General features: G+C 37.7%; 9 protein-coding genes and 1 tRNA gene. 2 read left to right on the forward strand and 8 right to left on the reverse strand.

The features are described 5' to 3' along the window. Positions 1 to 204 precede the first annotated feature (204 nt). The 3 genes from tkt to acpP all read right to left on the reverse strand — a co-directional run bounded on the left by tkt (position 205) and on the right by acpP (position 4,306). Positions 205 to 2,217, reverse strand: a complete 2,013-nt coding sequence (tkt, locus tag BMF77_RS11865) for a transketolase (RefSeq protein ID WP_148762990.1) — start codon at positions 2,215 to 2,217, stop codon at positions 205 to 207. A 334-nt stretch (positions 2,218 to 2,551) separates the two neighbouring features. After that, positions 2,552 to 3,811 (reverse strand): beta-ketoacyl-ACP synthase II, encoded by a 1,260-nt coding sequence (fabF, locus tag BMF77_RS11870; protein WP_148762992.1) that lies wholly within the window; start codon positions 3,809 to 3,811, stop codon positions 2,552 to 2,554. A 240-nt stretch (positions 3,812 to 4,051) separates the two neighbouring features. Next, a complete protein-coding gene (gene acpP, locus BMF77_RS11875; protein ID WP_148762994.1) occupies positions 4,052 to 4,306 on the reverse strand; it encodes an acyl carrier protein in 255 nt (84 codons plus the stop codon). Between the two features lie 229 nt (positions 4,307 to 4,535). On the opposite strand from acpP, the gene BMF77_RS11880 reads away from it, so the two are divergent. Next, complete coding sequence (locus BMF77_RS11880) at positions 4,536 to 5,441, forward strand: CoB--CoM heterodisulfide reductase iron-sulfur subunit B family protein (protein ID WP_148762996.1); 906 nt, start codon at positions 4,536 to 4,538, stop codon at positions 5,439 to 5,441. A 71-nt stretch (positions 5,442 to 5,512) separates the two neighbouring features. On the opposite strand, the gene def is transcribed toward BMF77_RS11880, so the two are convergent. Together def and BMF77_RS11890 are read right to left on the reverse strand one after the other, a co-directional pair. Next, entirely contained in the window at positions 5,513 to 6,046 is a 534-nt protein-coding gene (def, locus tag BMF77_RS11885; RefSeq protein ID WP_148762998.1) for a peptide deformylase, read from the reverse strand. Positions 6,047 to 6,954: 908 nt separating this feature from the next. Then, positions 6,955 to 7,026, reverse strand: a tRNA-Lys gene (locus BMF77_RS11890). A gap of 218 nt (positions 7,027 to 7,244) precedes the next feature. On the opposite strand from BMF77_RS11890, the gene BMF77_RS11895 reads away from it, so the two are divergent. Beyond that, positions 7,245 to 9,671 (forward strand): hypothetical protein, encoded by a 2,427-nt coding sequence (locus BMF77_RS11895; RefSeq protein ID WP_148763000.1) that lies wholly within the window; start codon positions 7,245 to 7,247, stop codon positions 9,669 to 9,671. Positions 9,672 to 9,741: 70 nt separating this feature from the next. Here BMF77_RS11895 and BMF77_RS11900 read toward each other — a convergent pair whose 3' ends face one another. The 3 genes from BMF77_RS11900 to BMF77_RS11910 form a co-directional block, all read right to left on the reverse strand. Further along, positions 9,742 to 11,454, reverse strand: coding sequence for a GUN4 domain-containing protein (locus BMF77_RS11900; protein WP_148763002.1), 1,713 nt, complete (start codon positions 11,452 to 11,454; stop codon positions 9,742 to 9,744). Positions 11,455 to 11,484: 30 nt separating this feature from the next. Beyond that, a complete protein-coding gene (locus tag BMF77_RS11905) occupies positions 11,485 to 13,782 on the reverse strand; it encodes an ABC transporter ATP-binding protein/permease (protein ID WP_148763004.1) in 2,298 nt (765 codons plus the stop codon). 408 nt (positions 13,783 to 14,190) lie between these two features. Beyond that, positions 14,191 to 15,369: a 2-isopropylmalate synthase gene (locus BMF77_RS11910; RefSeq protein WP_148763006.1), complete on the reverse strand. Its 1,179-nt coding sequence runs from the start codon at positions 15,367 to 15,369 to the stop codon at positions 14,191 to 14,193. Positions 15,370 to 15,488: the final 119 nt, after the last annotated feature.

The following is a 15,488-nucleotide window of genomic DNA, read 5'->3' on the forward strand; positions in this document are numbered from 1 at the left end:
TATCTGCATTAGGATATTTACAAGAATCAATGAATTTGGCTCTTAAACAATATTTCTATTTCTCCTCCCTCTGTGTTCTCTGTGCCTCTGTGGTTCGTTTATTTATTTAAATTATTTTTTAGAAATCATAGATTAACTTTTTCCACAAAAAAAAGGTGAGCTTTTACAGCCCACCCCACAAAATCAGAAAATATCCTGTGATAATTAACCTAACAAAGCCTCAGCTTTAGCTAAAACATTATCAACAGTGAAGCCAAACTTCTCCAAACAAATACCACCAGGAGCAGAAGCACCAAAAGTATCAATACTTACAGTGTCGCCTTCGCTACCGATATATTTGTGCCAGCCGAAACTACTAGCAGCTTCTACAGATAGACGCTTGGTAACAGCTTTAGGAAGAATAGATTCTTTGTAAGCTGCATCTTGTGTGTCAAACAAGGTAGAAGAAGGCATAGAAACAACGCGAACCTTCTTACCTTCAGCCGTTAATTTTTCCGCTGCACTCACGCAGAGGCTAACTTCTGAACCAGTACCAATCAAGATGATATCTGGTGTACCTTCAGAATCAACAATTGTATACGCACCCTTAGCAACACCTGCAATAGATGTACCTGCTAAGTTAGGAACGTTTTGACGAGTGAACGCCAGTAAAGTCGAAGCATTTGCTTTAGACTTCTCAATGGCGACTTTGTAACCACCAGAGGTTTCATTTCCGTCTGCGGGACGAATTACGGTTAAATCAGGAATAGCCCGCAAAGAAGCGAGGGTTTCAATGGGTTGGTGTGTAGGACCATCTTCACCTTGGCCAATGGAGTCATGAGTCATTACCCAAATTGAACCGGCTTCGGAAAGAGCAGCTAAACGAATAGCAGCCCGCATATAATCGGTAAAGATTAGGAAGGTTGCACCGTAGGGAATTAAACCTGAGTTGTGCAACGCCATACCGTTACAGATTGCACCCATAGCGTGTTCTCTTACGCCAAAGTGAATGTTGCGGTTAGCGAAATGTCCTTTTTGGAAGTCCCCAGCGCCTTTGAGTTCGGTGAGGTTGGAGTGGGTTAAGTCAGCAGAACCACCAATTAACTCAGGTAAAACAGCCCCTAATTTGTTGAGGCAGTTTTCTGAGTGTTTGCGGGTAGGTAATGCTTTATCTTCAGTTGTGTAGGTAGGTAATACTTGATCCCAACCTTCTGGTAATTTGCCGCTAATGAAACGGTCAAATTCAGCCGCTTCCTGGGGGTATTTAGCTTTGTAACCAGCATAAACTGTATTCCAAGCGGATTCGTAACCAGCACCGCGTTCTACTGCTTTGCGAGTATGATTAAGGGCATCTTCAGGAACTACAAAAGCGTCATATTCCCAACCTAAATTTTTGCGGGTAGCGATGGTTTCTTCTGGTCCCAAAGCCGCACCGTGAATACCGGCGGTATCTTGTTTGTTAGGAGAACCATAACCAATGGTGGTTGTCACCTTAATCATGGTGGGTTTGTCGGTGACAGCTTTTGCAGCTTCAATTGCCTTAGCAATTCCGGCTAAATCGGTGTTACCATCTTTAACGTGGAGAACGTGCCAACCGTAAGATTCAAAGCGTTTAGAAACATCTTCAGTGAAAGCTACATCTGTAGAACCATCAATGGAGATGTGGTTGTCGTCATAAAGAGCAATGAGTTTACCTAATCCCCAGTGTCCTGCAATAGAAGCAGCTTCACCGGAAATACCTTCCATGTTGCAACCATCACCAAGAATTACATAAGTGTAGTGGTCAACAATTGTGGCATCAGGCTTGTTAAACTTAGCAGCTAGATGGGCTTCGGCTACTGCTAAACCAACTGCATTGGCAATTCCTTGACCCAAGGGGCCTGTTGTAACTTCTACACCGGCTGTGACAAAGTTTTCGGGGTGGCCTGGGGTCTTAGCACCCCATTGACGGAATTGCTTGATATCGTCTATGGTAACGCTATCGTAACCGGTCAAGTACAGTAAGGCATACTGCAACATTGAACCATGACCTGCGGACAAAACAAAGCGATCGCGGTTGAACCACTGGGGATTTTTGGGGTTATAGCGCATGAAGCTATCCCAAAGCACAAAAGCCATTGGAGCCGCGCCCATCGGTAGTCCTGGGTGTCCTGATTTAGATTTTTCTATGGCATCTACAGCCAAAAAGCGGATCGAATTAATACAAAGTTCTTGGATGGATTGGGTTGCAACAGCCATAATCTCTTTATTGTTAACGACGGGTTAGGACTCTTTTTAGCTTTTTCTTGCTGGGGTCATTATAAAGTGATCCCACTTTCTTCATCATCTCATTCCCAATTGTCAATGGACAAGGGGGATATTCTGAGTTCTTGGTGATGAATAAAGCCGATAATTTGGTTATCCTAAACTAACTGTTCAGTTAGGAATGATCTCTATCATACTTGCCACAGGTTCACTTCTTTAAAAGCTAACCACTAGCAAAATTATTTGGGGATCAATAATACAAGTCGTGGTAATGGGTGATTAGGTTATTAACGTCACCTGTCACCTAATACCTGACTAGGAAGTATCTTTAGGGAGTAAATTTCTTGAAGGCTAGGGTAACATTATGACCACCAAAGCCAAAGGAATTAGATAGAGCTACCTCTACTACTTGAGCGCGACTGGTATGGGGGACATAATCTAGATCACATTCTGGATCAAGATTTTCGATGTTGATGGTGGGGGGAATTTGATCATGAGCGATCGCTAAAATTGTCGCTACAGCTTCAATCCCACCAGAACCGCCTAACAGATGTCCTGTCATGGATTTAGTAGAACTGATGGCTACTTTATACGCATGATCTCCCAAAGCTTTCTTAATCGCCGCGGTTTCATTCACATCATTAGCTGATGTACTAGTTCCATGAGCATTGATGTAACTAACCATTTCCGGTGTCAGTGACGCATCTTTTAAAGCTAACTCAATCGCTCTGGCTGCACCTAAACCACCGGGAACAGGAGAAGTCATGTGATAAGCATCACAGGTCATCCCGTAACCAACAATTTCCCCATAAATCCTTGCGCCCCGGCTGAGGGCGTGTTCTAATTCTTCGAGAATTAAAATTCCTGCTCCTTCACCCATGACAAAGCCATCACGATCACGATCAAAGGGACGACAAGCATGAGCCGGATCATCATTGCGGGTGGACAGGGCGCGAGCAGCCGCAAATCCTGCCACTGACAGGGGTGTAACTGCGGCTTCACAGCCACCGCAAATCATGGCTGTGGCATATCCGCCTTGAATCTGACGAAAAGCATCGCCGATAGAATTAGAACCCGCAGCACAAGCTGTTACAGAGCAGGAATTTGGACCTTTTGCCCCAGTATGAATTGCTGTTAATCCTGCTGCCATATTGGCGATCATCATGGGAATCATGAAGGGACTACAACGACTAGGACCTTTATTAGGATCTAAGTAAATGGTTTGTTGGTCTTCTAAAACTTTAATTCCACCAATTCCCGAACCGATAATTACACCAACTTGTTCAGCGTTGAGATCATCAATTACTAAACCTGAATCAGCAATAGCTTGTTTAGCTGCTGATACACCCAATTGGGCAAACCGATCCATCCTCTTGGCTTCTTTGCGATCTAAGTAAGTGTGTGGATCAAAGTTTTTGACTTCACCCGCAATGCGGCAACTATGTTTAGAAGCATCAAAGGCGGTGATATAGTCAATTCCATTCCGTCCGCTTAATAATCCTTCCCAATATTCGGCTGGTGTGTTACCAATAGGTGTAATCGCGCCCACACCTGTTACAACAACGCGGTTACGTTTATAGTCTATCATGATTGCATTAAATATGGCGAAAAAGCAGCAGGGGGAAACAATTAAGAGGGCTGAGTTCCGAGTTAAGTATTCTTAGTTAAGACTATACTGTTTGCTCAATATTATGGACTTTTGGTGCTTTTTTTGAAGTCAAACTTACAGTTTAGACACTTAACACTCATTTAAGGACGGGTTTATCCAGTTAATTTGTATACTCTTAAAGTATTTGTTTAAACCCGTCAATACTGAATTAAATTTCGTCTATGCGGATGCAGCAACGTGACTAGAGATATAATCAACTACGGCTTGAACAGTTGTAATTTTTTCAGCCGCTTCATCAGGAATGTCGATCTCAAATTCTTCTTCCAAAGCCATGACTAACTCCACTGTATCTAGGGAATCAGCCCCTAGATCTTCCATAAAATTGGCATTTGGTATAACCTTAGCCTCATCCTCTATGCTAAGTTGCTCAACGATAATCTTTTTAACTTTTTCAAAAGTTGCTGCTTGGCTCATAAATAAAAGTCCTTAACAAGTTGCTATGATTTGCTCTAAATGAACAAAGTTTTTTTTGGGCATATACATCTTATCGGAAAGGGTGAACCTGAGTATAGGTTCTATCATTAAAACTGAGGATTAAAGATGAAGGAGATCCTGGAAATGAGAGATAAAGGTTTAATAACCACAGTAACCACCCAATTAATCAATCCTCATCACCTCTAAACAATAAACCAACTATACTTTTATGCTATCTAAACCGCTAAAATACGCTTACTATCCAGGCTGTGTAGCTCAAGGGGCTTGTAGGGAACTGTATATATCAACCCAATCTCTCACTCAAGCCTTGGGTATTGAATTGGTTGAACTGAAAAAAGCCTCTTGCTGTGGTTCAGGGACATTTAAAGAAGATTCTCAACTACTAGAAGATACCGTTAATGCCAGAAATATCGCGTTAGCAGAATCATTAAATCTCCCTTTACTTACCCATTGCAGCACTTGCCAAGGTGTTATTGGTCATGTTGATGAACGATTAAAAGAATGTCAATCAACAAATCCTGATTACGTGAATAAGGTTAATGGTTTATTAGAAAAAGAAGGCTGTTCACCCTATCGGGGGAGTACAGAAGTTAAACATCTTCTTTATGCTTTAGTCACAGATTATGGTTTAGAGGAAATTACTCAGCGTGTTACCAAGAAATTAAGTGAATTAAAATGTGCAGCTTTCTATGGCTGTTATCTGCTTCGCGCTCAAAAATCCATGCCATATGATGATCCTTTTCAACCCGAAGCAATGGAAAATGTATTTCGGGCTGTAGGAGCGACACCTGTATATTATCGTGGCAGAACTCAATGCTGTGGTTGGCCTTTGTCTAGCTACGCGACAACCGAATCTTTCCAAATGGCGGGAAATCACATCCAAGAAGCTTTAAATAATGGTGCTGATTGTATTGTCACACCATGTCCTTTGTGTCATTTGAATTTAGATTCTCGTCAACCAGAGGTAGAAAAGGTAATCGGTGAAAAGTTAGGTTTACCGATTTTACACCTACCCCAATTGATTGCTTTGGCTTTAGGTGTCAGTCCCAAAGAATTGGGTTTAGAGAGACATATTGTGTCTACAAAACCCATTTTAGAAAAATTAGGATTCTGATCAAATTGTGGGAAGGGAATAATATTTTTCTTCCCATTACCAATTACCAATTACCAATTACCAATTACCAATTACCCATTACCCATTACAGATTTTTGATATTCTTCCTCACTAATTAAATCATGATTATTTTCCACCCGATCTAAAAATACTAATCCTTCTAGATGATCATATTCATGTTGAAAAATTCTGGCAACAAAATCAGTTAATTCTTGTTTTTGTAAATTGCCATAACGGTCTGTATACTCAACTTCAATTGTTTGATATCTAGGGACTAAACCCCTAATTCCAGGAACACTTAAACAACCTTCCCAACCTTTCACCATTTCCGAAGAATGGGCAATAATTCGGGGGTTAATCATTGCGGTCGGCTGCATTTCTGGTGCGTGGGGATATCTGGCATTAGGACGGGAAGCAACGATAAATAGACGGTAAGATGCTGCTATTTGTGGTGCAGCAATTCCCACCCCATTAGCTTGAGCAACTGAGGTAATTAGTTCATCAATGAGGTTTTGAATTTCTTGATTTTGAATATTCTCAACCGCAACAGCTTTTTGTCGTAATATCGGATTACCTAATTTAATGATTGGTGCTAATTCATTCATTTTCAAATCCCTATATTTTTCTCATACCAAATTTCATAAATATCGCCGTTTTGACGATTATACCATTGATGATGTGCGATCGCCTTCCGTGGCCTCGCCTTGTACCTCGCACGAGTTATGGAATTAAACGAAGCACTCCAGGTACCCCAGAACACGGAAGAATACAGAAGACACTCGGAATATTGTGCGTCCCGTCCTGTCTGTGTGTTGGGGGGTGGGGCAAGAAGGCGGGAAGGGCAAGAAGGCGGAACGATTTTAAGTGGGTGACTGGCAAGTAAAGTTTTTTTGAAAAAACGTTGTGTTGTGTAAAAAAACTTTTTGTATGATATACTCGGTATGAGTATGAGTATTTCGTCTTTTGTCGACAACATTACACACACGACTTCCGACTAAAAACCATGAAAACATCAACCAAAACAAAAACGGCTAGAATTGTCATTGACGAACTCCCTTCCGCAGGCACTTCTAATCCAGTCAACTTGAACTCAGCCGCGGCTGTCGCTGTTAGAGGCGGCATGGCATTAAATTATGTAATAATTGAAGAACTAATACTACTAAGACATACTGAAGAAAAGTTGAAGGTAGCCACACGATGACCCATTTTTTATTTTTTTTTCATTTTTCAAACACAAATGTTCCAAAAGGTCAAAAGCTTTTTGGAACGTTTTTTTTCAGCCTAGTGCTTACCTGGCACCGTCCCATTCTATTCGGGATTTTGCAAAAGGTATAAAAGCCAAAAACCGATAAAAAACGCCAATGGGGCAGTAAGCTGCTGCCAAATGTGATGAAAAGTGAAAGCAAAAATAAAGAAAATAATATCAAAAAAAAACCAATTTACCTTGACTAGGTATTGACTAAAACTAGGCAATACCTAGTCAAGGTCAAATCTTGAAAACGCTGAAAGCTAATGGGTGAGGAGGGAATCGAACCCGCAACCAATTGATTAAGAGTCAACTGCTCTACCGTTGAGCTACTCACCCGTTCATTAATTCATGATATCAGACTTTTGAATTTTGCGCTAGTGTTGCAGTTAAAGAACTGGACAAAGTGGAAATTGGTTGACACTCTCAGCGGCTAAAGCCGCTGAGATTCTGCGGACAGAATATACTTAGGTAGTACCCCAAAGCCGAATTCTCGCTACGGTCGTCAAACACGGTCTACCCTTTCAAAACTTCAAAACATTTACGTCAATTTACTTATGTCTCCTAACATTGACTTAGCAGGAATTACCTTACCTAAGGCTCTCAAATTAAAACTGGAATCTTTGGATAATATAGATTTAGTCTCGTCAAATTCAGAAGTTTATTTAGATTTAGATTTAGATCATGATTTGCAATTAAATTTAGACGAAATTTTTAATATTCATAGTAAAATCCCATACATGAATGTAGCCCTAGATAGAATTATTGTTGAAATATTTAGCCAACCTGAAATTAAAATATCCGCATCAAAATGTAAACTTTATAAAAATCATCATAAAATTGAAATTAGGTGTCGAGGATTCCTAAATAACAGAAAAATTGAATTGATTTTTGGACGAAAAACCACATTAAGATATCAATTAACTAGTGATTTTAGTTTCAGTAAACTCACAAATAAAATTCCTATTATCAACAATCTAAAATTAGCCAATTCAGAGTTAATTATCACTAACATTGCCCATTCTTTTGCACATTCAAAATCGGGTGATATTAATTTAAACAGAGGACTAAACTTTATCGGAGATATTGATTTAAGAAAGTTCCCTAAAAACTTTAGTAATTTTCTACATAAAAATTTAGGGATTACATACTTGGAATCTATGATTAGTTTCAATCCCACAGGACAAGTTAGCTTAACAGGTAATATTGCAAGTGATATGCAACTATTTTCCCGCCAACAATTTAAAGCTAATTTTAGTAACTTGCTCATGGAATTAAAAATTGATCCTGATTTAGAGCCAAACTTTGGATTAACTGGAAATTTAATTCTTCAAGGTTACGACCCTACCCAGGAAAAAGAACCTAAACTATTTCTTTCTGGTTCTCTCTCTCTCGAACCTGAATCTTTAACAGCATCTTTCTGTCAACAAAGTGAAAAATCCTGGCATAATCCCTATGGTTTGGCAGGAACTGAACTTCGCAATATCAGGTTTCAAGGAGGTGGAACATATTTACCTCCTTACTTTGATAATTTTGGCTTCATTGGTGATTTGAGATGGGAAAAAATAGATATTGAGGTAGCATTCCTCATAGATACTAATGATCCTGAGCGATTAGCTTTAGTTTTAACTCCCAATCAAGCCGTTAGTTTAATAGATTTGTGGCGCGGTCTAGTCAGTTCTTTTATTACCAAACAAGTAGGTTGTTCAATTGATTTAGTTAACAAAGCCCTAGGTTTGTTAGAAAGTCTGGTAAATTTGACTATCGAATCAATTGATAGGGATAGAGACGGAAAAATTAACCCATTAATTAAGTATGTTCCCTTCCCGACGATGATTGCAGGCCAACCAATATCAGAAGGTTTAGAAATTAATGGCAAAGTCAATGCTTGGGGTCATGAAGCAATCTTACTCCTTGAAGGTGACAAAAGTTTAAATAATATTAGTGGTTCGTTAAAAGTTTTAGAAATAGATTTAGGATTTATCAAAATTAAGGGAACAGATGACGATAGCTTAGATTTAGCTTTAAACGTAACACCTAGTGAGCAGTATTTTCAGGGAGATGGCTATGTAGAGTTGTTTAATAATCAAATTGCAAATGTTGAATTTAAAATTACTTCTAGCAATGCTACCTTTAAAAACTTTGACTTGAGTTTAGCTAATTTATTGAGCATTGATGTTGATGACCTAACTATAGATATAAAATCTGGTTGTGGTAGTGGTTCAGGAAAGGTTTCAATTTTGGGTAATACTCTGGTAGGGATTACCTTTGATGTTAATCACAATAGTGTTAACCTGAAGAACGTTCAACTGAATTTAGCAAGTTTCTTAACTTTGACTATTCCTAATCTCACAGTTAATTTAAAGAATCAAAGCGCAACCGGAAAAACAAATATTATTGGTTTTAATCAATCTTTAGGTAAGGGTACGTTATCATTTAACCTTCAAGACGTTTTAATTAATGATGTAGCTCTTAATTTAGCCAATGTTCTCAAGCTAAATGTTCCTAAGTTTAAAGTAGATTTAATGAATAAAAAGATTTTTGGTTTAGGTGATATTACTCTCCTGGGTAAACAATTCACATTACTAGGAATTAGTCTGAATGAGAGTGGATTTCAAGCCACAAGTAATTTTAACTTTGGCATTTTAGCTTTCAACGGTGCTACAGTTAATCTAGGCAAGGGAACTCATGGTAATATCAATAATTCTGCTAGTATTTCCGGGAATCTCAAGTTTTTAGGTTATACTTTTGCTAATATTACTGCTAGTGTAAATAGCAGTAAATTAACTGCATCAGGTAGTTTTAATTTTGCTGGTGTTCTCATCCTTAAAGGGATAAATAATCAAAGAAATGCCAAAATAATGCTGAAAAAATCTAAAAATGGATTTTATAATTCTGTTAGTATTATAGGTAGATTTTATCTGATGAACCGAGAGTTGACTTCAGTAAATGTGGATTTGAGAGACTTATTCAGCAAGCCCTAAGTATTCTTGCAAACAATGGCTCATAAAGCCCACCTTCCGCACCCTAACTGTCCTCAAATTAAATCTAGTTCTAATTTTGCCTGCGATTAACAAATTTGTTATTCGCACATAGGTCTTGACAGCTTCTTACACGAGAAAAGAATAAGTGCATTTGTCGAACTAACCAAGACTTTACCCGCCAAGCTGCCATGGAAAGGTTTTCTGTAGATGATTGTGAGGTTAATTCAGCACTGTGTTGATCATAGTGTAACCATTTGACTGGTAAGTGTCCCATCGGTGTCATCGGGGACAATTTGAAAGTTAGTTCTTCATATTCTAACCAGTTTCCCTCTTTTCGCCAACCAAGGCGATCGCCAAGTTTCTTTTTTGTTTCATAGTCTACTTGACCACCTATTTCGCTCCAAATAGTTTGTTGAATACTAAAGCCAAAATAACCATAACTATATTGTTCCCACAGTTGATCGATATTATGAATATCTTGACAAGGAAAATTATCAATATCTTGCTGATAAACTTCATTCCAATAATTCTTTTTCATGACTGTTAGCATTAATTTAGCGGTTTCAATATCAGCTTCTTGCCACCTGTGCTGCGCTAGAAGATCCCGTAATTGAGTATAATCAATATCTTGATTGCTGAAAAATTCTTTTGTCAAAGTAACATTATTATTCACCAATCCCATCAATCTTGTTTCTTTATCAGCAGATAGCGGAACGACAGTAGTAAAATTTATGTCTGCTATATTGAGCAAGTTTTCTTGGTCGGTGAATTGCTCAGATATATAGTTTGATATTAAATCAATACCTTGATCCAAAAAGACACTATTTTCGTTCAAATCAAAATTATGGATTTGCCAATCTAATAATTGAGATTGAATGAAAGCATCTTTTAATCTAGCTTTTCTTTCATAACTTGTTACCATAAAATTAAGAAAAGTATCAGAAATACCCTCCTTGACTTCAATGTGAGCTAAATTTGACTGATACTTTAAAACGTTATCTCCTAAATTTTTAATATCTCCGACAATTGCGTAAAAATATTCATCTATTTTGACGACTTCTTCTATTAATGATTGAAAGGGTCTAAAGTATGCTTGTAAAGAGGTTTCGAGATTGATGGCAGTATGGGCAATTTTGGCTATTTCTTGACGAATTTTCTGGGCTTTTCTTTGATATTCGTAAATTTCTTGATAGACTTCTAAGTCTTTAACTATTTTTTTGACTATTTCTTTTTGATTTTGTGTATCTTCGGCAATTCTTGTAATTCCTACGCTGATTAAACTGATTTTTTCCAACATTAAAAAGTAAGCATTACTCAAGAGTAACACTGCTTTAAAATTTTCTTTTTTCTCCCATCTTAGTTCATCTAGTATTGCCGGATTATGATGATTTTTAAGTTCTAAATTACTTCTTTCATCTTCTATTTTTTTTATTTCTAAATATTTTTGTTTGAATAATTTTTTCAAATCTTCCGTAAGGATTAATAAAAAATCATGATAACTATTCTTGTAATTTTCTAAAAAATCAATAATATGTGTATAGTCATTAATAAATAATTGGATTTCCTCAAGAATTTCTCCCTGGCTAATTTCTGATTTTCGCTTAATTAGTCCACCAAGATGATGATGATATCGCACACCCTCTTTAAATAAGGTTTGACGTTCTTGGATTTTTTTTTGAACTATTTTTACCCCGTTATTTTTCATTACGGGTACTTGATAGTTTTGGTTGTAAATTGAAATACTTTTGTAAGTAATTAGTTGTTTCTGCTGTCTAGTTCGCATAAGCTTGATTATCAAAAGTATGAATATTTGTTAATCTTTTACCCATTTTAACACCTTTGAGTCTTTATTATAGCGGTAGGTAGAGCCATCCTGAGTAGTAATAGATTTACCTTTGCTGGCTTTGCTTCTAACAGTACCAAGTGATGAATAGGTTGTTAATTTGTGCATTTCCTGATGAGAAAGCCCGACAATTTTATCTATATCTGTCGTGATTTGAGGATTTTCGGGAGAATTTATGGCTATTTCTGGTGGAGTTGAAGATTCATTGTTAGGTAAAATATCTGTCGTGATTTGAGGATTTTCGGGAAAATTTATGGCTATTTCTGGTGGAGTTGAAGATTCATTGTTAGGTAAAATATCTTTCGTGATTTGAGGATTTTCGGGAGAATTTATGGCTATTTCTGGTGGAGTTGAAGATTCATTGTTAGGTAAAATATCTGTCGTGATTTGAGGATTTTCGGGAGAATTTATGGCTATTTCTGGTGGAGTTGAAGATTCATTGTTAGGTAAAATATCTATTGTGACTTGAGGATTTTTGGGAGCATTAGTGACTGTTTCTTTTACCTTCTGCTGCCGATAATCCTCCACAGTTACAAGTTGCCAACTAGAATCTTGTGAAAGTTCCAAAACCCAGTCATGATAATTAAACAAACTTTCTCGATGTCCCACACTGATAAAAGTTGTTTTCGTTGATTGTAATTGTTCATATAAATTTCCTTCATTATTTAAATCTAAAGCACTTGTGGCTTCATCTAAGATAGTGAAACTAGGACGAGTAACTAATAAGCGTGCGAAGGCAAGACGTTGTTGTTCTCCTAATGAGAGTATATTTTCCCAAGGAACTTCTGTATCAAAGCCATCTATACGACTAACTAAGTTTTGTAAATTAACTTGTTGTAAAATCTCTTTAAGTTCTGCATCGCTCATTTTGCGATTTGTATGCGGATAAAGTAACTGTTCGCGCAAAGTACCCAGAATTATATAAGGACGTTGGGGTAGGAATAAAACTTCTTCTAGGGGGGGTCTTACCAAACGACCAGTTCCCGCATTCCACAAACCAGCGATCGCTCTCAACAGAGAACTTTTACCTCGACCACTAGGCCCAACAATTAATAACCCCTCTCCAGGTTGAACACTCAAAGACAAATTTTCGACGATTACCTGTTCATAGTTGGGTGTTTGTAAAGTAACATTCTCAAAAGCTAAACGGTTTTCTTCTATTGTCTTAATCGTACTGACATTTTCTGGTAATTTGTTGACTGCTTCTAACGCATCTGACAATTCAACTAAACGTTCAACATAAATAGAAAATCTTCCTGAAGTTGCAAATTCTCTGATTAATTCGGCTATAGCATTGGCAAACAGATTACAAGCTAAACTAGCTTGAGCAATTTCCCCAAAATCAATTTCCCCTTTAATCTGTAAAGGTCCGAATACTATAAATGGAAATATTTGGATAATAGCCTGATATGCTCTGTTAAAAATATCCTGACTTCTTTCCCAATTAATCTTGCGTTTGGTATTTTGAATAATCTTATTAAATCTGCGCTGAATCATATTTAATTCTTGTTCTTCTCCTTGAAAGAAAGCTATTGATTCAGCATGATTACGAACATGAGTCAGACTATAAGTGTGGTTTGCCGTAAATTCGAGTCCCTCTTCTTGGATCTTATTTAATTGTTCAGCTAAATAAAGGGCAATTAAATTACCCGCTATAGTATAAACAAGCAGGGCAATTGCTACAAATTTAGAAAGGCTCCAGAGAATAATTAAAAAAGTTGTCATTTCCAGGACTTTTTCTAAACAAGTCGCTGAAAAGCTGAGAGCATTTCTAGTCAAAGGTTCGATTTCTTGGGATATTTGTTGATCTGGATTACTAACATCAGATTGAAAGTTGATTTTATAGTAGGCACGATTACTTAAATATTTTGATAAAATTTGATGATTTAACCATTCATACCAATCAAGAGAAATTTGTTTTCTAACAAATCTAGAAAATCCTACTAAAAGTGTCACCAAAACCAGAGCAGCACCGTAAACCAATAATATATCAATAAATTTCTTTAAATCTTTTTCTTCAGTAATCACATCAAGCAAATAACGGCTAACAAAGCTATTAAAAGCAGTTACGCTTACAAGTGCGACAATTAATAATATGAGAAGAATCAGCATTCCCCATGTCCGCACCACGTCTGAGAATGCTCTACCGTTGGCTTCTGTGGGATACCAGTAAGGACCAATAACCGCTTTGACATTTTCCCAAAATCGGTTAGCAACTGGAGCAGAATTATTTGTGGCGGATTTATCAATAAAAGGTTTAGCTTGCATCTTAAAAAAATTATTTTAGTGTTTTGAGGTAGGGAACAGGGAACAGAAAAGACGGACTTGATACCTACTAAGTCTTGTATGGCTACAGCAAGCTATCAAAAATTAAATAGGAGTCCGATAGAATTCCATATTAATACTCAGGAGCAAAAAGCCAGACTAGCAATCCAGTATTGAGCTAAGTAGGTTAGCATTGAAAATCGTCGTTATGGCACTAGGCAAGAGGCAATACTTCGACTTCGCTCAGTAACCAGAGGCAAGAGTGAAGAGGGTTTGGGCGATTTTACTTTTCGTTACATATTACTCTTCGAGAAGCCGCTTCGCGTCTACGGTTTTTTTCCGTTCACCTACTTAATACTCTTCTGAGTCTTTAAATATTCCGAATTCTGAGTCGTAAATTTTTACGATTGATTATTCAAAGATACCATCTTTCCATAGTTCTAAGACTTCGTTAGCTGTAAAGTAACATTCTTTTTCCATTGCCAGAGATTTGATGACGGAACGCATTTTTTCATACTGCTTTCTAGATTGAGGATTTTGCAGTTGTTTTTCAAATAGATATTGGAAATTACTGACTCCACTCCATTTGCCAAAGACAACATCTATTTTGTTATGTGGAAATACTGCATAGCTCTTGGGATCACGAAACAAAGAATTAACATGAATACCTGATTCGTGGCGTTGTGCAGTTTGAGAGTAAGGAGATGCGGGACGAATCCCCAGTTGCTCAATATAATTAGTCACTGCGGCGATCGCATCATAGTTGATCCCCTGGACTTCAATGCCAAACCGGACTCGCAACCCATTTAACACCTGCTCAATGGCAACATTTCCGGCTCGTTCTCCAATCCCGCAAAACGTCCCCGATACTAAAGTCGCTCCCGCCATCAGAGACTGGAGAGTATTTTCCAGTGCCAATCCTATATCATTGTGGTAGTGTACCCCCAGTCCTACCCCATTAGTGGATTGCAGCAAATCATGAATCCAGATATAACTCTTTTCTGGATTTAGCACCCCTACTGTATCACACAGTAAAAAGTTTTCAATATAAGGACTGCATGAGCGAATACATTCCACCAAAAAGTCAAAATCCGCTCTAGAAGCATCCTCCGCAGCAAAATTGACTCTGAGTCCGGCCACTTTTGTGGCATAGTGCAAATTTTCTACAATGACATTAATAGCATTCTGACGAATTCTATTGATGATTGCAGATGGGATATCATCATCAATTGTTTTTCCTTGGAATTCGCTCATGAGGCGAATTTCGGGATCTCGCAGAAACAGTAGACGATCAGAAACAGCATGAAACAAAATAATGCGCTTAACCCCGCAGTTCTTCGCATGATCAATATACTCTTTTCCCATCATCGTAGAAGCAGTGACAACACCATCCAATCCCTCTGATACTAATGTTTTAACTAGTTTAGCCTCCTGTTCATAAACATAGGGCATGATGCAAAGTTCATCAACTCCTGTTTGGGCAATCAGATGAGCCAGTTTGTGTTTGGTGGGATAAGAGAAAAAAATGCCTACTTGCTGTTCTCCATCCCTAAGGGTTTCGTCGGAAATTTTAATCGAAAGAGTTTGCATTGTTTTATACCAATTTAAAATTGAAAATCAAGAAAATTAGAATTAAGTAGGTGAACACAATAAAACCAAACTGTGTAAAGAAATGTAAAATCGCCTAAACCCTCTTCACTCTTGCCTCT

It is taken from the genome of Dolichospermum sp. UHCC 0315A, from assembly GCF_008121535.1.
GTDB classification, from domain to species: domain Bacteria; phylum Cyanobacteriota; class Cyanobacteriia; order Cyanobacteriales; family Nostocaceae; genus Dolichospermum; species Dolichospermum lemmermannii.

Coding starts and splice junctions, on each gene's coding strand:
- BMF77_RS11910 (WP_148763006.1), bottom strand. CDS start 15,369: ATGCAAACTCTTTCGATTAAAATTTCCGACGAAACCCTTAGGGATGGA.
- BMF77_RS11880 (WP_148762996.1), top strand. CDS start 4,536: ATGCTATCTAAACCGCTAAAATACGCTTACTATCCAGGCTGTGTAGCT.
- acpP (WP_148762994.1), bottom strand. CDS start 4,306: ATGAGCCAAGCAGCAACTTTTGAAAAAGTTAAAAAGATTATCGTTGAG.
- tkt (WP_148762990.1), bottom strand. CDS start 2,217: ATGGCTGTTGCAACCCAATCCATCCAAGAACTTTGTATTAATTCGATC.
- def (WP_148762998.1), bottom strand. CDS start 6,046: ATGAATGAATTAGCACCAATCATTAAATTAGGTAATCCGATATTACGA.
- BMF77_RS11905 (WP_148763004.1), bottom strand. CDS start 13,782: ATGCAAGCTAAACCTTTTATTGATAAATCCGCCACAAATAATTCTGCT.
- fabF (WP_148762992.1), bottom strand. CDS start 3,811: ATGATAGACTATAAACGTAACCGCGTTGTTGTAACAGGTGTGGGCGCG.
- BMF77_RS11895 (WP_148763000.1), top strand. CDS start 7,245: ATGTCTCCTAACATTGACTTAGCAGGAATTACCTTACCTAAGGCTCTC.
- BMF77_RS11900 (WP_148763002.1), bottom strand. CDS start 11,454: ATGCGAACTAGACAGCAGAAACAACTAATTACTTACAAAAGTATTTCA.